General features: G+C 69.6%; 17 protein-coding genes and 2 pseudogenes. 4 read left to right on the forward strand and 15 right to left on the reverse strand.

Annotation, left to right across the window (positions count from 1 at the left end):
- From AB0E94_RS50500 to AB0E94_RS50515, 4 genes and pseudogenes are all read right to left on the reverse strand, one after another.
- On the reverse strand, window positions 1–392 hold a 392-nt coding region (locus AB0E94_RS50500; protein ID WP_360343331.1), incomplete at its 3' end, for a tetratricopeptide repeat protein.
- A gap of 63 nt (window positions 393–455) precedes the next feature.
- A complete protein-coding gene (locus tag AB0E94_RS50505) occupies window positions 456–1,673 on the reverse strand; it encodes an NB-ARC domain-containing protein (RefSeq protein ID WP_360343334.1) in 1,218 nt (405 codons plus the stop codon).
- A 107-nt stretch (window positions 1,674–1,780) separates the two neighbouring features.
- Window positions 1,781–2,023, reverse strand: a pseudogene (locus AB0E94_RS50510) (helix-turn-helix domain-containing protein); the annotation flags it as partial.
- Window positions 2,024–2,134: 111 nt separating this feature from the next.
- On the reverse strand, window positions 2,135–2,566 hold the full coding sequence (locus tag AB0E94_RS50515; protein WP_360343337.1) for a hypothetical protein: 432 nt from the start codon (window positions 2,564–2,566) through the stop codon (window positions 2,135–2,137).
- Window positions 2,567–2,911: 345 nt separating this feature from the next.
- Between AB0E94_RS50515 and AB0E94_RS50520 the strand changes: the two genes are divergently transcribed.
- Both AB0E94_RS50520 and AB0E94_RS50525 read left to right on the forward strand, forming a co-directional pair.
- A complete protein-coding gene (locus tag AB0E94_RS50520) occupies window positions 2,912–4,510 on the forward strand; it encodes a methyl-accepting chemotaxis protein (protein ID WP_360343340.1) in 1,599 nt (532 codons plus the stop codon).
- A 309-nt stretch (window positions 4,511–4,819) separates the two neighbouring features.
- Window positions 4,820–5,329 (forward strand): SgcJ/EcaC family oxidoreductase, encoded by a 510-nt coding sequence (locus AB0E94_RS50525; protein ID WP_360343343.1) that lies wholly within the window; start codon window positions 4,820–4,822, stop codon window positions 5,327–5,329.
- Window positions 5,330–5,379: 50 nt separating this feature from the next.
- Here the strand turns inward: AB0E94_RS50525 and AB0E94_RS50530 are convergent, their stop codons facing one another.
- The 7 genes from AB0E94_RS50530 to AB0E94_RS50560 all read right to left on the reverse strand — a co-directional run bounded on the left by AB0E94_RS50530 (window position 5,380) and on the right by AB0E94_RS50560 (window position 13,685).
- On the reverse strand, window positions 5,380–6,711 hold the full coding sequence (locus AB0E94_RS50530) for a HAMP domain-containing sensor histidine kinase (protein ID WP_360343346.1): 1,332 nt from the start codon (window positions 6,709–6,711) through the stop codon (window positions 5,380–5,382).
- A complete protein-coding gene (locus AB0E94_RS50535) occupies window positions 6,708–7,379 on the reverse strand; it encodes a response regulator transcription factor (protein WP_360343349.1) in 672 nt (223 codons plus the stop codon). The genes AB0E94_RS50530 and AB0E94_RS50535 overlap by 4 nt, the downstream gene beginning before the upstream one ends.
- Before the next feature lie 137 nt (window positions 7,380–7,516).
- A complete protein-coding gene (locus tag AB0E94_RS50540) occupies window positions 7,517–8,452 on the reverse strand; it encodes a TIGR03619 family F420-dependent LLM class oxidoreductase (RefSeq protein WP_360343352.1) in 936 nt (311 codons plus the stop codon).
- Between the two features lies 1 nt (window position 8,453).
- Entirely contained in the window at window positions 8,454–10,151 is a 1,698-nt protein-coding gene (locus AB0E94_RS50545) for an amidohydrolase (RefSeq protein ID WP_360343355.1), read from the reverse strand.
- Complete coding sequence (locus AB0E94_RS50550; protein WP_360343358.1) at window positions 10,148–11,122, reverse strand: ABC transporter permease; 975 nt, start codon at window positions 11,120–11,122, stop codon at window positions 10,148–10,150. Before AB0E94_RS50550 ends, AB0E94_RS50545 begins: the two co-directional genes overlap by 4 nt.
- Window positions 11,119–12,636 (reverse strand): sugar ABC transporter ATP-binding protein, encoded by a 1,518-nt coding sequence (locus AB0E94_RS50555; protein ID WP_360343361.1) that lies wholly within the window; start codon window positions 12,634–12,636, stop codon window positions 11,119–11,121. Before AB0E94_RS50555 ends, AB0E94_RS50550 begins: the two co-directional genes overlap by 4 nt.
- An 8-nt stretch (window positions 12,637–12,644) precedes the next feature.
- On the reverse strand, window positions 12,645–13,685 hold the full coding sequence (locus tag AB0E94_RS50560) for a sugar ABC transporter substrate-binding protein (RefSeq protein ID WP_360343364.1): 1,041 nt from the start codon (window positions 13,683–13,685) through the stop codon (window positions 12,645–12,647).
- 176 nt (window positions 13,686–13,861) lie between these two features.
- On the opposite strand from AB0E94_RS50560, the gene AB0E94_RS50565 reads away from it, so the two are divergent.
- Complete coding sequence (locus AB0E94_RS50565) at window positions 13,862–14,896, forward strand: LuxR C-terminal-related transcriptional regulator (RefSeq protein WP_360343367.1); 1,035 nt, start codon at window positions 13,862–13,864, stop codon at window positions 14,894–14,896.
- A gap of 198 nt (window positions 14,897–15,094) precedes the next feature.
- Window positions 15,095–15,544: a DUF3592 domain-containing protein gene (locus tag AB0E94_RS50570; protein ID WP_360343370.1), complete on the forward strand. Its 450-nt coding sequence runs from the start codon at window positions 15,095–15,097 to the stop codon at window positions 15,542–15,544.
- Between the two features lie 15 nt (window positions 15,545–15,559).
- Here the strand turns inward: AB0E94_RS50570 and AB0E94_RS50575 are convergent, their stop codons facing one another.
- The 4 genes and pseudogenes from AB0E94_RS50575 to AB0E94_RS50590 all read right to left on the reverse strand — a co-directional run.
- Entirely contained in the window at window positions 15,560–16,408 is an 849-nt protein-coding gene (locus tag AB0E94_RS50575) for a transporter substrate-binding domain-containing protein (protein ID WP_360343373.1), read from the reverse strand.
- 24 nt (window positions 16,409–16,432) lie between these two features.
- Window positions 16,433–17,029, reverse strand: a complete 597-nt coding sequence (locus AB0E94_RS50580) for a hypothetical protein (protein WP_360343376.1) — start codon at window positions 17,027–17,029, stop codon at window positions 16,433–16,435.
- A 192-nt stretch (window positions 17,030–17,221) separates the two neighbouring features.
- Window positions 17,222–17,989 carry an ABC transporter permease subunit gene (locus tag AB0E94_RS50585; RefSeq protein ID WP_360343379.1) on the reverse strand — a complete coding sequence of 256 codons (768 nt, stop codon included), beginning with the start codon at window positions 17,987–17,989 and terminating at the stop codon, window positions 17,222–17,224.
- A 58-nt stretch (window positions 17,990–18,047) separates the two neighbouring features.
- Window positions 18,048–18,233 (reverse strand): annotated as a pseudogene (locus tag AB0E94_RS50590) (IS701 family transposase); the annotation flags it as partial.

Genomic DNA, 18,233 nt, shown 5'->3' on the forward strand with positions numbered 1-18,233 from the left:
CCACCCGTTACGACAAGCTCGCCGTCCGGTTCGAAGCCACCGTCATCATTGCCATCATCGACCAGTGGCTCCGAGCAATGTGAAACACGGCCTAGGGCGTCGCCGACGCTGAGGAAGACCTCCAGCGCCTGCGTCTGATAGTCGGCGGAGCGCTGCAGGCGGCCCCGGGCCGACTCGACAGTGCCGAGGTTGCCCAGCGTCCGCCCCTCGCCGATGCGGTCGCCGACCCGCTGGAACGATTCCCGTGCGCGCAGGAGCTGCTCGGCCGCCTCGTCGTGCCTGCCCAGTCGCCCGTTGATGAAGCCAAGACTGTTCAGGACAGAGGCGATGCCGGCCTCGTCGCCGCTCGCCACCGCCGCGGCCAGAGCGTGCCCGTGCAGCGCGAGACCCACGTCGTATCGGTCTCCGGCGAGATAGCGGTACAGCGTGCCGGAGAGCCGTACGGCATGGGCCGGTCAGCCGTGCTCGGCAGCGTGCCGGGCGACCGCCGTCAGACAGTCCAGCTCCACGTCCAGCCAGGCACGGGCCACGCCGGGATCGCTCAGATCGGGCGTGGCGGTGCCCGGCGGCGCGATCCGCGGACGCCGGAACGCCTCCGCGGGATGCAGCGTGTCCATGGCGTCGGCGGCGGTCGCCAGGTAGTGGTCGAACAGCCGGCCGAGTGCCGCCCGCGGATCGTCCTCCGCGGCGTCCGTCGCCAGGCTCCGCGCGTACGCGCGCAGCAGGTCGTGCATCCCGTACCGGCCGTCGCCGAGCGGCTGCACCAGGTGCTTACGGGCCAGAAGCTCCAGGGTGGATCGGGCCGCGGACACGTCGGTGCCGGCCAGCGCGGCCGCCGCGTACGCCTCGAAGTCGGTATGCGGGTGCAGGCCGAACAGGCGAAACAGCCGGGCCGCGACCGGCGTCAAGTGCCGCATCGACCAGGAGAAGACCGCGCTGACGTCGGTACGGGGATCGCCGCCATCGCCCCCGAGCAGGTGCATCCGGCGCTGCTCGTCGGCCAGTTCCGACGCCAGGCCGGCCAGCGAGGTCCCGGGCCGGGCGGCGGCGAGCTCCGCAGCGACGCGCAGCGCCAGCGGCAGGCGGGCGCACCGTTCGACCAACAGCCGTGCCGCCTCGGGCTCCGCGTCGACGCGGACCCCGATGAGCAGGCGCAACAGCTCGTACGCGTCCGCGGCCGGCAACAGGTCCAGGTCCAGTCGCCGGGCGCCATGCCGCACGACGAGCCCGGCCAGCGAGTCCCGGCTGGTGGCCAGGACCAGGCAGGACGCTGTGCCGGGCAGCAGCGGGCGCACCTGCTCCACGGAGGCGGCGTTGTCGAGCACGATCAACAGACGCCGGTCGGCGGTCTCGCTGCGCCACCGGGCGGCCCGCTCCTCGACGCCAGCCGACAGCTCCGCACTGCTCACACCGACCGCCTCCAGCAAGGTGGCGAGCGCGTCGTGCGCGGTCAGCGGCGCGGCCGGGTCGTACCCGCGCAGGTCCACGTAGAGCTGCCCGTCCGGGAAGCGCCCGCGCCACCGGTGCGCCCAGTGCACCACCAGCGCGGTCTTGCCCACGCCGGCGGTGCCGGACACCGACGAGATGACGACAGCGGTACGCCGTCCGGGCTCGCCACCGGCGAGGTCGTCCAACGCTGCCAGTTCCCGGTGCCGGCCGGTGAAGCCCGCCACGTCCGCGGGCAACTGCTGCGGAGCCGGTGTCGCACGTGCGGCGGCGTGGTCGCGCTCCCTCGCCGTAGATCCTCGACCTGGTCACGGGCCGTGGCGAGGGCCCGCTGCTCGGCCGGGCTCGCCCCGAGCAGCCGGATCAGCACGTCGAACCGGTCCGCCGGGGCCAGGCTGGTGCCGCAGAGGTAGGCCCCGACGATGCCGTGTGACCAGCCCGCGGACTTGGCCAATGCCCGGTAGCTCACCCGGTCCGACCCCACCGCCCGGGCTTGCCGCTGCCGCAGCCTGCGCAGCGCAATCGCCAGCTCCGCCAGCGTACGCACGCCCGCCGTGCCAGGCGGTACCTCGTCCACAATGCTCCTTCCCGGAGACGGCCTCCATCAAAGCGAGTTCCGGGAAGGGCCGGGCATCGCCGCTCGGCTCGGTTGGTTCTGTAGGCGATAGCCGTTGGGGACCGGAGACGATCAGCAGTAGACGGTGCCGCAGTACATGTTGACGACTGCATATGCGGTTCTGGTCGCGCTCTGTCCGCCCTGCGAGTAGGTCACGGTGACCGAGAGAATGCTGTCGGTGTCGCTACCGGGAAGCGCGACCGCACAGCTGGAGGAGGTCGCGGTGCAACCGGTGATGATCGACAGGTAGTCCCCGTTGATGGTCCACTGGTAGGTGTATTCGCCAGATGTGTTGAGAACGGCGAAACCCGCGTTGTAACGGCCTGACGGCTTGGTGTTGGTGCAGATGGTCTTCCAGGTGAGGACGGTGCCCGGCGAGAGACGACAGCCGTAGGTCTCCTCACCGAACGCCGCGGCCGGTGACGCCGCGGCAAGGTTGAGCGACGCTGCGGCCAAGGTGCAGGCGGCGGCTGTGGACAGGGCGGAACGAATACGGGTGTTCACATCGGCCTCCACGAACGAAACGGGTCTCGGTCGCTCCGAGTATCGTGAGGTCGGCGGGCCGTTGGCGGTCATCCTGGACACGCCTGGACGCCGGTGGGCACCGCGAGTACGTGAGCGGTCGCTGGCCGGAGGTCGACGTGACTGGCGGATCCAGAGCGAACGAGAGCCAGCAAGCCCTGCCGCAAGTCTGTTGGCTCCACCGTCGTGGTCGCCGCGACGGCGCTGACGGTCTGGCGCCTCCGTGCGTGACACCGATCATGCCGGCACGCATTTTCCGGTATTCCTGCCGTAGCGCCCGATGAGGCGTACAGACAGAAGGGACGACAGCCCGGCCCGCTCTGGAGGATGACTGTGTCCGCTTTCGGCCTTCGGGCGCTGAGTATCCGTGCCGCCCTGCTGGCTTCGGCCGGGCTCGCCCTGCTGGTGGCGCTGTGCGTCGGGCTCGTCGGGGTCTGGCGGACGCAGACCACCGCTGATGCGACCGAGGCGCTGTATGCCGAGTCGTTGAAGCCGTTGGTGCTGGTCAAAGACATGCAGCAGGTGATCTGGCATGCCCGGTGGGCCGGTTTGTCGCAGCTGACCAGCACCGACCCGGAGAAGGCCAAGGGGTACGGCACGGAGGCCTCCGGGCTGTACGACATGATCGCGACCCGTGTCGACGACTATCTGAAACTGCCGCTGGACGACCAGCAGCGCACCGCCATCGCCGCCTTCCAGGCTGGATGGACCAACTACCTGGAACTGCGTAAACAATCCAGCGCGCTCAAAGAGGCCGGAAAGCTCGACGAGTGGCAGAAGTTCCGCAGCGAAAAGCTGACCCCGGCGGTGGTCGAAGCCCTCGACCAGCTCGAACTGCTGGCCGCCAAGTCCGAGGAACAGGCCGCCGCCCAGGCCGCCGACGCGCAGACCGCGGCCGGCCAGGCACGCCTGACGATCGCGGCCGTGCTGATCGCCGGGGTACTGCTGGCGGCGGTGTTCGCCCTGATGATGGCCCGTGCCATGAACCATCGGATCATCGCGTTGCGTGACGTCGTCGCCGCGATGGCCGGCGGCGACCTGACCGAACGCGAAGCCGACTCCGCATCGAATGAGATCGGCGAGATGTCCCGGTCGGTGCATCAGGCGGTCGCTCAGGTACGGGCCACGATGCGTACCGTCTCGGAGATCAGCGGCGGGCTCGCCGCCCGGTCGACGGAGCTCAGCAGCGCGAGCCGCAACCTGAGCCACAGCACCGACGAGGCGTCGCGTCAGGTCGGCACGATCGACGCCGCAGCCGGTGAGGTCAACGCCGGTGTGCAGGCGGTGGCCAGCGGTGCCGAGCAGATGGGCGCGGCGATCCGAGAGATCGCCCAGAGCGCGGCCGAAGCGGCGCTGGTCGCGGCGCAGGCGGTCGACGTGGCCAGCGAGGCCAAGCAGACGATGGTGCAGCTGGACACGTCGTCGGCGCAGATCGACACGGTGGTCAAGACGATCACCGCGATCGCCGAGCAGACCAACCTGCTCGCCCTGAACGCCACCATCGAGGCGGCCCGGGCCGGTGAGATGGGAAAGGGGTTCGCGGTGGTTGCCGGGGAGGTCAAGGATCTGGCCCAGGAGACGGCGAAGGCGACCGAGGAGATCGGCAACCGGATGGCGCAGATCCAGACCGACACCCGGCTCGCGGTGGAGTCGATCTCCGGCATCGGCGACATCATCGAGCGGATCAACGACTACCAGAACACCATCGCCTCGGCGGTCGAGCAGCAGAGCGCAACGACGCAGAACATGACCGGGGACCTGAACCGGGCGGCCGGCGGCAGCGCCGAGATCAGCGGTGGGCTCACCCACGTCATCCAGGTGACCGGCGCGACCCGTGAGGCGGCCCAGGCCACTTCGGTCTCCGCCGACGATCTCCAGGAGAACTCACAGCGCCTACGCGACCTGGTCGCCCAGTACCGCCTCTGAGCAAGTCAACGCGTCCACGAGGCAGGAGTACCCAGCAGAAGCAACCAGGTCGAGACCACTTCCGGCCGGTCTGCCGGCGCGAACCGGCAGGACGACCGACAACGGTCGTTGCTACCTGTCCTGCCGAACCTTTCATTGCGTAAACGGCGGCACAAGGTTCGGCCGCTGCTGCGATGTTGCGGCTGCTGAATCGGGCTGACGGAGATTTGCGAACTGCTGCCTTTTCTCGTTCGTTGTGTTTTCACGACATTCGGCATGGTGGATCGCACAACACTCCCATCCCTCAGGAGGCTTTTCATGGTGAACCGAATGAGCAGGCGAATGGTGGCCTTCCTGGCGGCCACCACGGCGGTGGGAATCGCGGCGCCGGTCGCGGTTTCCAGTGCTTCCGCCGCCACGAGCCACCCGCGTGACAGTGGAGGTGTGGTGGCGCGGCAGGTGCCGTCCCCGCAGCAGATCCGGTCGTTGTTCGACGGGTGGAACCGCGCGCTGGCCACCCGCGACCCGCAGCGTGTCGCTGACCGGTACGCCTCGGACGCCGTGCTGCTGCCGACGGTGTCGAACCAGGTTCGCGCCGACCGGGCTGCGATCGTCGACTACTTCTCGCACTTCCTGCTGAACTCGCCGCAGGCGGTCATCGTCGAATCCCACGTCAACGTGCTGGACGCGACGACGGCCGTCGACAGCGGGATCTACCGGTTCACCCTGAACGGTCCCGAGGGCCGGCGCATCGTCGACGCCCGCTACACGTACGTCTACGAGTTGCGGCACGGCAGGTGGTTGATCGTGGTCCACCACTCTTCGGCCATGCCCGAATAGCGGGGTACGGGTGCAGGGCCGGGGCGGCAGCCGTCCCGGCCCTGCACCGGTCACGCGGGCTGGAAGGTCAGCAGGACGGTCAGGCCGTCGCCGGGGTCGCCGGTCAGTTGTACGGTTCCTCCGTCGTCCTCGACCAGCTGCTTCACGATCGCCAGGCCGAGTCCTGAGCCGCCGGGCCGGCTGCCGCCGCGCCAGAACCGCTCGAATGCCTGTTCCCGCAGTTCGGGTGCTATCCCCGGGCCCTGGTCGCGGACCGAGATGAGCACGTGGCCGGGGTGGGTGCCGGCGGCGACCGTGACCTCCGTGCCCGGTGCGCCGGACTCGAGGGCGTTGGCCAGGAGGTTGTCGAGAATCTGTTCGAGGTGGCCGCGGGTGATCAGGGCGACCGGTCCTGGAGACGGTCCCGACTGTCGTAGCCGGATCTGCTTCTCCTCGGCGGCGGCCCGCCAGGCGTCGAAGCGTTCACCGATGACATCAGAGGTGAGGACCTTCTCGGGTGCGGAGACGTCCCCCTCGGCCCGCGCCAGCGCCAGAAGCCCGTTGACCAGCCTGCTCATCCGTACCACCTCTGCCGTGGCTTGTTCCACGTCGTCACGCAGAGCCGGATCGGTGGCCGCGTCGGAGATGTTGTCGAGTGACAACCGCAATGCCGTCAGTGGGGTGCGCAGCTGATGGGACGCGTTGGCGATGAAGGTCCGCTGTGAGCGGACCAGACTGTCGATGGTGCCGGTGGCGGTGTTGAGTGTCCGCGCGAGAGTCCGGATCTCGGCCGGACCGCTCTCCTGCACCTGGACCGTCAGATCCCCGTCGCGGAGCTGGCCGGCCATCCGGGTCAGGGCCCTGAGCGGACTGGTCACCCGCCGCGCCAGAAGCAGGCCGAGCAGTGCGGCGGCGATGAGGACCCCGACGGCCAGGCCGGCCCGGAATCCCCAGATCTGCCACTGCCGCTGGCGTAGGGGAGCGGACGGGTACGCCACCGCGACGGCGCCGACCACCGTGCCGTCGCCGGCCCGGGCGGGGACGGCGACGACGAGCCCGTCGGCGCGCAGAGCGGGCTGATATCCCCAGGCGACGACCCGTTCGCCGGCCAGTGCCCGGCTGATCGCATCATCCGGGCGGCCCGTGGAGGCAGAGGCGCCGAAGACGGCGGACAGGCGGCCGGGGGTCTGACGTTGATAGGCGTCGGTCAGCCGCACGAGAGCCTGCTGTGACGGCGTGTCCCCGACGGCGACCAACAGGGCGGCGGTGTCCGCTTCCCGGCTCGCCGCGCTGACGGCGTCCTGGCGAAGCTGTTCGGTCAGCACCCAGGCGACCGGGACCGTGAAGGCGGCGATCGCGATCGCGACCAGCAGCACGTAGGTGACGACCAGTTGCCGGATCATGCGGCCGCCAGCAGGCGGAACCCGACCCCGCGGACCGTCTCGACGGAAAGGACTCCGCTGAACTTGCGGCGAAGAGCCCCGACGTGGACGTCCAGCGTCCGGGTGGCCCCGAACCAGGTGGTGTTCCAGACCGCTTCCATGATCTGTTCCCGGGAGAAGAGCCGGCCGGGCTCGGCGCACAGGAAGGTGAGCAGGTCGTACTCCTTCGGGGCGAGGACGACCTCGGCGCCGTCGACCAGCACGCGCCGTGCCCGGTGGTCGATCGTGAGGCGATCCGGTAAAGCCGCGGCGGGTGCCGGCCGGTCGGTGGCCGCGCGCTGGGCGCTGCGGCGCAGGACCGCGCGGATGCGGGCGATCACCTCACGCATGCCGAACGGTTTGGACACGTAGTCGTCGGCCCCGAGTTCGAGGCCGACGACCCGGTCGATCTCCTCGGACCGGGCGCTGATCACGATGATCGGGACGTCCCCGCGTGATCTGAGTTCGCGGCACACGTCGAGACCGTCGGTGTCGGGTAGTCCCAGGTCCAGCAGGACCAGATCGCAGGGGCCCGCTTCCAGCGCGGACCGGCCGTCGGTCACCCACTCGACCTCGAAACCGTATCGACCGAGCCCGCGGCGTAATGACTCGGCCACCGGGTGGTCGTCCTCCACTAGTAAAACGCGCACCGGATCAGACTATCTGCGTCTCGCATCAATGCGTTCTCCTGAGATACGGACGGCGGATGTGTTGGAGAACGTAAGTAGAAAATTACCAAGACTTGTTGTTTCCTTTTCGTGTGGCTGGCCGGTCCAGCTGTGGGCCGCTATTTCGCCAGCGCCTCCACTTTTCGCCGGAGGGTGCGGCAGAACGGTCCGATGAGTGCCGGGTCGTCGAGGAACATCGACGGTTTGAAGCAGATCGTGGTGAAGCCCTGGTCCAGTTGGCGGGGCAGATCGAGCAGGGCCGTGTCGAGGTCGCCGACGTCGTCGTTGCCGTGGAAGGTGGCCCGGATGCCCCCGATCAGCTCCAAGGTGTCCGGGTCGCGGCCGGCGTCGGCGAACGCGGTGCGGACGGTCGTGAGGTCGGCGTCGGTGAGCGGCCCGAACGGGTTGAGCCCGGCGCCGTAGCGGACGAGCCTGCGCAGCAGTGGCGGGTGCATGCCCTGGCCGCCGAACCACAGGGTGGGCCCGCCGGGACGCCAGGGCTGCGGCTCGACCCACACGTCGTCGAAGTGGAAACGGGCGCCGTGATGGCTGACCGGTCCCGGTCTCCAGGCGGCCTCGAGGACCTCGAGTTGTTCGTCGAGGATCCGGCCCCGCTGTGCGAACGGCACGGCGAGCGCGTCGTATTCGTCGCGGTGCCAGCTCACCGTGGGCAGCACCACGAGCCGTCCCTCGGACAGCAGGTCGAGGGTCGCGAGGTCCTTGGCGAGTTGCAGCGGGTGGCGCAGCGGCGCGATGATCGCCCCGGCCACGATGCGGAGTGTGCTGGTGGCCTGTGCGATGGCGGACATCAGCACGATCGAGCTGGGCCACGGCATCGCCGGGTCCTGGTTGCCGGGCGCGGCATAGTCGCGAGGGTTTGCCATCACGCCGTACCCGCCGGCGCTGGGACCCAGGACGGTGTGTTCGCTGAGCATCACGCCGTCGATTCCGGCCTGTTCCGCCTCGACCGCGAGCCGCACCAGGGCGCGCAGGTCGCGGGGTGGCACGAGGGTCCAGTTCTCGGTGAGCACCATCAGCAGCTTCGGTACCGGCATGTCAGAGCGTCCTCTCGTACACCACGGCGCCGTCGAAGACGGTGAGGTCGATCGGCACGTCCGGCAGGTCGTGCGGGTCGACGGTGGTCAGGTCGGCGCCCAGCACGCACAGGTCGGCGACCTTGCCGGCCTCGATGGAGCCCTTCCAGTCCTCGGCGAAGTCCTGCCGTGCCGGGTTGATGGTGTAGGCGCGGATCGCGTCGGCCAGGCCGACACGTTGCTCCGGGCCGCTGACCCGGCCACTGGCTTTGGACTCGCGCAGCATCATGGCTGCCACGCCCTGCCGCCAGTCCGGGGCGGTGATCGGGGCGTCGGAGCTGGCGCAGACGTTCACTGCGGCGTCGAACGCTGCCCGCACCGGCCACTGGTAGGCCGAGCGTGCCGGGCCGACCAGTTCGTCCATCAGGTCGGAGACGGTCCATTTGATCGCCGGGTTCATGTTCACGCCGTATCCGTGTGCGGCCAGCCGGGCCAGGCTGCTGGAGGTGATGAAGTCGCCGTGGATGACGTAGTGCCGGGCGTCGGGGCGTGGGTGGGCGCGGTCGGCGGCGGCCAGCGCGTTCACCACGGTGTCGATGGCGCGATCTCCGGTCACGTGGACGCCGACCTGGTAGCCAGCCGCGTGCGCGATTCGTACCATCTCATGGAGCTCTTCTTCTTGGATTTTCGCCGTGGCGCCGTGCACGCACAGCGACCCGTGGCCGCCGCCGGCGTATTCCTCGGTCATCCAGGCCGTCCGGTTCGGTGGCACGCCGTCGCCGAAGATCTTCACACCGGCCACCCGTAGCCGGCGGGGATCCGCTGACGCCGGCGGTGCGGTGGCCAGGCCGGTGGCCAGTTCGGCCGCCGATCCGCCCATCGGCGCCGGCAGCAGCAGCACCGTGACCCGGGCCGCGAGCGCCGACTCGGCTGCGAGCTGGGCATAGGCGGTCAGGTTGTCGTCGCTGAGGCCGCCGAACAGTGTCTGCCGGCCGCCAGGGCCGAGGCCGGGTTCGGTGTAGCTGGTGATTCCCCGGGTGTGCAATTCGGCGACGACGCTGGTGATGGCGGTGCGGCGTTGCGCGACGGTCGGTTTCGGCAGGTGTTGCTGGACGAGGATCTGTGCCGCCTCGCGCAGGATGCCGGTCGGTGCGCCGTCGTCGCCGACGTCGATCACTCCGCCCGGCGGCGCGGGCGTGTCCGCGGTTATTCCCGCGGCCTGCAGGGCGGCGGTGTTGGCCCAGACCATGTGTGCGGAGAAGTCGTTGAGGCACACCGGGTGGCCGGGCGCGATCCGGTCCAGGTCGTGCCGGTTCGGCAGGCGTGGCGGGTCGATCGTGCATTCGGCGAGGAACCCCGGGTCCCAGCCGAGACCGATGATCCATGTGCCCGGTGGGGTCGCGGCGGCGGCGCGGCCGACCGTGGCGGCCACCTCGGCGATCGATCGGACCGCAGGGTAGGCGAGGTCGAGGGCGAACGGCGGTCGTGACATCCCGTATGCGGCGCCGTGCAGGTGCGAGTCGTTGATGCCGGGAAGGACGGTCCGCCCGGCCAGGTCGATCATCCGGGTCGACGGCCCGGCCAGGCAACGCACGGCGTCGTCGTCGCCGACGGCCACGATGTGCCCGTCGCTCACGGCGACCGCCTGGGCGACCGAGAACCGCTTGTCGACGGTGAACACGGTTCCGTTGAAAAGGATCAGGTCAGGCGCTGCCGTCACGGGCGGGCTCCCTTGGTGGAGTGAGGGGTCAGGTGGGCGAGCCCGGCACCGACGATCAGGGCGAGACCTTGCGCGATGAGCTGCCAGAAGGTGGGCACGCTGAGCAGGGTCAGACCGTTCTGCAACGTGCCGAGGAACAGCACGCCCAGCAGCACACCCAGGATCGATCCGGCGCCGCCGGTGAGGGCCACGCCGCCGAGCAGCACCGCGGTCAGCACGGTCAGCTCGAAACCGAGGCCGGAGGTGCCGGAGGCGACACTGTCCAGCACCGACGCCTTTATCGCCCCGGCCAGAGCGGCCGCCGCGGCAGTGATCACGAACAGGGCTGCGGGGATGCGGCGGATGTTGATTCCGGACAGATACGCGGCCTCACGGTTGACGCCGATGGCGAAGACGTGACGCCCGGCCGGGACGAGCGCGAGGAAGGCCGCCGCGGCGAGCAGAACGGCTGCGGCGAGCACTACCGGCGCGGCGACGCCGGCCAGCCGGGCACCGCCGAGCCAGGCGAATCCGGTTCCGAAGTCGCTGAGCGGGAGCGGGAACAGTTGCTGGCCCAGACCCCGCACCGCGGTGAGCATGCCGAGCGTGACGATGAACGAGGACAGCCCGGCGTAGCAGCACAACACCGCATTGAGGGCGCCGACCGCAGCGCCGGCCGCCAGCGCCCCCAGCACGGCCACCGGTAGCGGTTGCTGTGACTCACCGGCCAGCCACCCGGCCACCAGCCCGCCGAGGGCCAGCGTCGATCCGACGGACAGGTCCAGGTAGCCGCTGATGATCAGCACCGCGAGCGGCGCGGCCACGATGGCGATGGCCGCGGCGTCCAGCGCGATCCCGCGCAGATTGCCGGGGTCGAGGAAGCTGCCGGTGCTTGCCTGGAAGACCAGGATCAGCAGCAGGAGCACCGGCAGCAGGGGATGGCGCAGGGCCGCGGCGCGGCCGGCCTCGGTAAACAACCGCCGGGTGGTCATCGGGTACGCCTTTCGTCGGGCGAGGTCGGTGCCAGGTGTGCCGCGGACAGCAGCGCCGCCTCGGTCAGCCGTGCGCCGGACAGTTCCGCGGACACCCGGCCGTCGACGATCACCAGGCAGCGGTGCGCGAGCGCGACGATCTCCTCGGGGTCGGTGGAGGCGAACAGGACGGCCGCGCCGGTGCCGGCGGCCAGGTCGGCCACCGCCTGGTAGATCTCCCGCCGCGAACCGACGTCGACGCCCTGGGTCGGTTCGTCGAGAAGAAGCAGGTTGGTTGTCCGGGACCGGTTGATCCAGCGGCCGAGCAGCAGCTTCTGCTGGTTGCCGCCGGAGAAGGCGGTGGCCGGCGCTCGCGGCGCGGCCGGGCGTAGCCGCAGTGCGGTGGCGGTGTCGGTGAACAGCCGCCGTTCGGCCCGGCGGTGGCGCAGCCGATGGCGGGCCAGGGGGCGCAGCGCCGGCAGCAGCATGTTGTCCAGCGCGCTGAGCAGGCCGAACAGGCCCTGGCGTCGTCGATCGGCCGGCACCAGGGCGACCCCTTCGGCGAGGGCGTCGGCCGGGTTGCGCGGGGTGATCGTCCGGCCGTCGATACGCACCGTGCCGCGTGACCGGCGTCGCCGGCCGAACATGGTCTCGATCAGTCGGGTGCGGCCGGAACCGATCAGCCCGTACAGGCCGACGATCTCCCCGGCGCCGACCGTGAGGCTCACCGGCCCGAAGCCGGGCCCGGCAAGCCCGTCGACCTCCAGCCGCGGCGGCCCGGCGGCGGGCACGTCGGCCGTCAGCGGCGCGACAGGGGCGCCGGATGTGCCGGCGATCGCCGCGACGAGCGCAGACCGGTCGCGGGCGGGGCGGGTGGAGCGGTGGCTGACCAGTCCGTCGCGCAGCACGGTGACCGCGTCGGCCAGCCGTTGTACTTCGGCGAGCAGGTGGGTCACGTACACCACGGCCAGTCCCTGACCGCGCAGCTCGTCGACGCATTCGGCCAGCACCGTGCTCTCCGCGGTGGACAGCGCGGCGGTCGGCTCGTCGAGCACCAGCACGGAGGCGCTGCGGCTGAGCGCCTTCGCGATCTCGACCATCTGACGTTGCCCCATCGGCAGATCACCGACCCGGTCGTCGGCCCGGCAGGACGCGCCGACCCGGCGCAGCAGCCCGGTCGCGGCCTCGTGCTGGGCGTGCCGGTTGACCAGCCCGGCGCGGGTCCACTCCTGGCCGAGGAAGATGTTCTCCGCCGCGGTGAGCGGCTCGATCACGCTCAGGTTCTGGTAGATGATCGCGACTCCGGCGGCGATCGCCGTTCGCGGGGTGAGACGCGCATGCGGCACGCCGTTGACGTCGATGGAGCCGCTGTCGGGAGCGAACGCCCCGCCCAGGCATTTGATCAACGTCGACTTGCCGGCGCCGTTGTGGCCGAGCAGAGCGTGCACCTGCCCGGCGGGAACATGCAGATCAACACCACCCAGCGCGGGTACGCCGTTGAACGTCTTGACGAGGCCGGTCACTTGAAGACTCATCGTGGGCCTCAGGAGTTCTGTGCGATCAAGTCGTCGATCTTCGCGCCGTCGGCCTGCTGGAGCAGGGTGATCGGGAGGTCGACGCTGGGATCGGAGTCGCCGGCCGCCACCGCCAACGGCACCCCGACGACGGCGTCGGCGATGTCGTTCGGAGCGAGTGCCGCCGACGCCCGGTAGAAGGTGCCCTGTTTGATCGCTACCAGTGACGGGACCGCGCCGTCCTGGCCGCCAACGAAGGTCCGTGCGTCGGTGGGCGCCCGTCCGGCCTGTTGCAGGGCTTTGAACCCGCCGTAGGCCGCGGCGTCGGTCACGCCGAGAATGATGTTGAGATCGGGATGCTTGGCCAGCAGCGCGGACGACTTCGACAGGCCGGTGTCCGGGTCGATGGCCTGTTCCTTCGCCACCACCTCGACACCCGGCGCCGCCCTGGTGAACGCGTCGACCATGCCTCTGGTCCGGTCCCGGCCGAGTTGAATGGTCTCGTCGACCAGAAACGCGACCTTGCCCGTGCCGCCCAGGGCCTCGTTCGCCCACCGCGCTGCCGCCTCGCCGAGCAGGGTGCCGCCCTTGAGGAAGCTGAATTGGATGTCGGCGCTCTGGTTCTGCAGCGTGCCGCCGTAGGTCACCCAGATCAGCCCGGCGTCCAGCGCGGCCTTCGCGATCTTCTCGGTCGCCTCGAACACCATCGGGAACGACACGATCGCCGGGATCCTCTGGCCGACCCAGGTGGTCAGGTTGGTGACCTGCGCATCCACCTTGGCCGCGTCGTTGCTGGTGACGACCTCGACGCCCTGTCGCCGCGCCGCTGCCGTGGCCAGCTTGACCAGGGTGGCGTAGAGCGGCAGCTGGGTGAACGGATAGTCGAAGCCGATCTTCGTGATGGTCCTCGGGCCGGCCGCGGGGGAGCCGGTGGCGGTCGGTTGTGACTCCGGGCCGCTGCACGCGGCCAGGGCGGTGGCAGTGGTCATGCCGCCGGCGAGAGTGAACAGGCCGCGCCGGGACAGGCCCGCGCCGGCCGACAGCAGGGAAGGACGGAAGAAATCGTTCATTTTTGTGGCCTCTCGAGACTCAGCCCCGTGGGGGTGCCGAGAAGCAAAGCGCGGGAACGACCGACGCCACATCCGTAGGAATACCGATCCGTCGGCAGGCGACCTTGTACCGCCATCCCGGCCGCCCTATCGTTAGGGCCCGAACGTTATGCCGTGCTGTCAGCCGGGAGGTGCTCGTGCCCACCCACCACCAGATCGAGGTCGCCACCCGGCTCGGCATGCTGACCCGCGAGCGCGACGTCACGGCAGCGTGCCAGGAGGCGCTGCATGCCCTGGGCGAACTGATTCCCGCCGACGCCGCCACCCTGGTCGGGGTCGACCCGGCGACCGGCAGACATCTCCAGTTCGCCGGCATCGGCTACCAGCCGGCCATCAGCAGCCGGCTGGCCGAACAGTTCGTTCAGACCCGATGGCACCGCAACATACTCGGCAGTGACCTGCCCGAATCCATCTCCGACGAGGCCGGGCAGTCCTTTCGCCAGGGCTGGTTCTACGCCGAGAACGTCCGGCCCGCCGGTTTCCGTGACGCCATGACCGGGGCGCTGCGCCATCGCGGCCGCTACGTCGGCCTCGTCAACCTCTCCATCTGCCGGGCAGACGTCTTCGACACCGAATGCCGACGGCTCCTGGCCGCCGTCATGCCGGCCCTGTCCGCGCTCGTCGACCGGCTGGTGTGGGCAGACGACAGCACCGCCGTGCCGGAGTGGGCGTACGCATCGCTGATCACCGGGGACCAGGTCGTGGAGATCCCCGATCGCTTGCGGCCGTCGATGCTCGACGACGTCACGTTGCGCAGACTGATCGCGGAGTTCGCCTCGTGGCCCGACTCCCGGTTGAGCCTGCTCTGGCTGGTCGGCAGAGATTGGTTCCGGGTGCGGCTGCGGCATCAGCAACTCGCCGGTCTCCGGCCTGCGGTCCTCGTCGAGGCGCGACCCACCGGCCTTCCGCACTCCCTGAGCCCACGCGAGATCGATGTGGTGACCAGGGCCGCGATGGGGCACTCCAATCAGGTGATCGCGCAGGAACTGTTCCTGTCACCGCGCACCGTGCACAGCCACATCGAGCACATCCTGCGCAAGACCGGCGCGAAGTCGCGAGCGGAGGTCGCCGCCACGGCGGTCCGCGACGACCTCGTGCGGCTCACCCCCGACATGTCGCCGGTCGCCTGCCTGCGATCATTTGCCAAGCCGAACACCCCGATGCCCCGGTAGGAAGCCCTTGGGGCAGGGTCCTCAGCCGGCCTGTCGGGCGTAGTGACGTCGTGGTGGTCGGTGCGGGCCAGGTTCGCCGGGCGGGCGCGCGGAAGTCCAGGTGCACGCCGCCGTGCGGTCGCCGCGGTGAACGTGACCGGCCGCGGCGCTCGGGTTTACCCTGCAGAAAGAGGTCGACCATCGCCGATGGGAGGACTGGTGCTGAACGGTCTCGTCGCCTCCGCCCTCGGCTCGTTCATCTCCTACGGTGCGCTGCGCGTGCTCGTAGCCCAGGCAGCCGAGGTACGCCATGCCTGGAATCTGCGCAGGCGGGGACGGACCGCCACCGCGACGACAGTGTCGCTGCTTGAACTCGACGTCGAGGGCGGCGGCCGGGAGGCGGTCGTCCGCTTCGAAGCGGAGCCCGGCCGTGAGGTGCAGGGGACGGTCCAGCTCCCCGGCAACCGCCTACCCGACCTGGCCACCGGTGCCCCTGTCCAGGTCCGGTACAACCCGGCGACGCCGACGGTCCTCGCCCTCGAAGCCGGGCGGCGCCAAGCGCACGCCGAGATCCGGCAGGCCGTGTTCATCTTCGTCCTGATCCCGGTGATGGTACTGCCGACCTCGCTCTACCTGCTCTACGCCGGCCTGCGCATGCTGCTGCCCTGAAGACGTCCCGGTCCGCTATTCGGTGGCGGGTTTCTCGCAGGGATCGAGAGCCGCCGAGTTCGGTTTGCGATCTTTCGGGTCGACGCCCGGCAGAGCGTCCCGCAGCGTCTGGTCCCATTTATCGTCGATGAACTTGCTCAGCTTGTCCCGGAGATATTCACACAGTTTCGGCCGGTTGTTGGGGATCCCGATCCCGTACCGTTCGCTGCCCACCCGGATGTTCTGCGCCAGAGTGAGATCGTCGCCGCCGTGAACGACGAAGCCCTCGAGAATCACCCGGTCGGAGGAGACCGCATCCACCTCGCCGGCCCGTAGCCGCTCCATGCAGCGTTGCAAGGTGTTCTCCGGTGTCGCGACGACGGTCATGTCACCGAGGCGCAGTTCGGTGGTCGATCCGAGCGGGACGCAGACAGACTTGTCGACAAGGTCTTTGCGTCCGGCGATCGGTTTCGTCTTGAGTGTCAAGATGCCCTGTGAATCAGTGAAGTAGGGCCCGACCATATCGATGGTTTCACGCCGATTATCCGTGATAGAGAAATTGGAGATCACCAGCTTTACTGCGCCGTCAGCCTCCAGGGCGCTTATCCGCTCGTTGGTGGTCAGGTTGACGTACCGGACGTCGAATCCCAGTTCTTCGCCGAGCCATCTGCCCAGGGCGATGTCGAATCCCTGCCACACCCCGTTGGAGTACTCACTCCAGCCCGGCAGGTCGGTGTTGATGCCGATCAGAACCTCCCCCGACAGGTACTCGGAGGGCTCAGGTTCCACGTCCGCGCCGGGGCATCCTGCCAACGACGGCATCGTGATGACCAGAGCGGTGGCCAGCATCCACCGCCCCCACCGGGCACGCCTCGAGTAGTTCACGCGCGTCTCCCTTCCCGCGGCAGGCTATCGACGCAGTTGGCTGTCCTTGAACGACACTTTGACGATGCAGATCTGTTCGGCAGGGGCGTCGAGCTGCAACCCCAGTTCGACATGGTCCGTCCGGTCCGGGATGTTGATGGAGCTCTGCTCGTCGTGGCGTGCTGGGACCTCGGTGCCGGCGCGCCCGTCCAGCCGGGGCTCGACACGAAGGATCGACGGTACGACGCAGTCGCTCAGATCACTGACCGGTTGGAGGACCGGCGTGAACACGAGCTCGCCGCCTTTCCACCCGGATGCCGAGTCGATGTCCGGCACGACCACGGTCCAGACCCCCTCGCGCACATCGACCGCGTTGCCGTAGGTGACGTCCAGGTCGGAGAACCATCGGTTCCACACCCACACCGACGACGGCACCAGCAGACTCGCCGCCAGCCCGGCAACGGCCCAGAACTTGACTGCCGTACTCGGCGGACGGCTCTCACCGGTCACCGCCTCCTGCTGCGCCCGAACGGCGGTGCGAATCGTGAGCCCAGTGGCGACGAGAGTGCCGGCCAGGCTGAGCCCCGCCGCGACACTGGCCCCACGTTGCGGCTGCGCGAACATGTAGACGGTGACAGCCACAGCGAGCACCGTCGACACGCCGATCCAAGGACCAAGACTGCTCGCAGGTCGGCTCATGCGTCTTTCCCCGTGTACGAAGCCGTCACATGCCACTCAACCAGCACATCGATGTGCATACATGAGCGGGAACACAACTTCATCACACCATCCATCAGCCGGAATCGGCCGATCAGCCGATTCCGGTGCTGTGCGTCAACCGCGCTCGCCCCGGACCCGGGCCATCGGAGAACGTGCCAACGCCACCCCCAAGACCCGGAAACCCGCCGCTTCCACCTCGTCAAACGTCGCTTGGTGGTTCCGCATGCCCGGTGCCGGTACAGCCGCCAAGATGCCGAGCAGGCCCAGACCGGCGACCGGGCCAAGCACCGCGAGCGGCGCTCGTTCCAGGTAGGTGACGGCGGCGGCGAGCTGGGCGCCCCACTCGGGAGAGTCGTGGCCGGCGCCGAGCCCCAGGAAGCCGAGCCCGGCGATGGTGAGCGCGGTGGCCGGGATCCGGGCGAGGGCGTGTACGACGACCGGCCCGGAAACGGGGGGCAGCAGATGCCGTCTGAGCAGGCGACCCGTTCCGGCGCCGCAGGGCACGTCGGCGCGATAGTAGCCGCTGGATCGAACCTCCTCGGCGAGGCTGCGGGTGTGCACGGCCAGTGGCACCCAGGCGGCCCAGGCCGCAGCGGTCAGCCCTGGGCCGAGAAGCGCGGCGATGACGAGGTCGACGAAGACGGGTGGCAGTGCGTTGAGGACGTCGGCGGTCCCGGCGTCGGCCTTAACGCCGCGCAGGCCGGCGGCAAGGCCGACGAGCAGGGGCATCAGGGTGACGGCGACGGCGGTGCCGACGGTGAGGACGGCGCCGTGGGCGAGTTGTGCCAGCACGTCGCGGCCGACCGGGTCGGTTCCGAGCGGGTGGGCCCACGAGCGCGGACCCAGCCGCTGGTCGAGGCGCACCCGGTCGGCGTCGCGCATCAGCCCGGCGCCGACCGTGGTGAGCCGCAGCGCCGCGGCTAGTACTCCAGCCGCACTTTCAGGTCCGGAGTCTGCGCAGGTAGTGGCTGGTTCGCGCCCGGTATTGATGGCGGCGCCGCCAGTATGACCAGTGCCAGATATGATCTTGCTGGCGGATGGTCGTGATCAGGTGTGCCAGCAGACGTCGGACCTCGCCGAGGGTGAGCGGGATGAGCTTGTCTCGTTCGAGTTCGGGTCCCCTTTT

The sequence above is a fragment of the Actinoplanes sp. NPDC026670 genome (genome assembly GCF_040638175.1).
Taxonomy (GTDB): Bacteria; Actinomycetota; Actinomycetes; order Mycobacteriales; family Micromonosporaceae; genus Actinoplanes.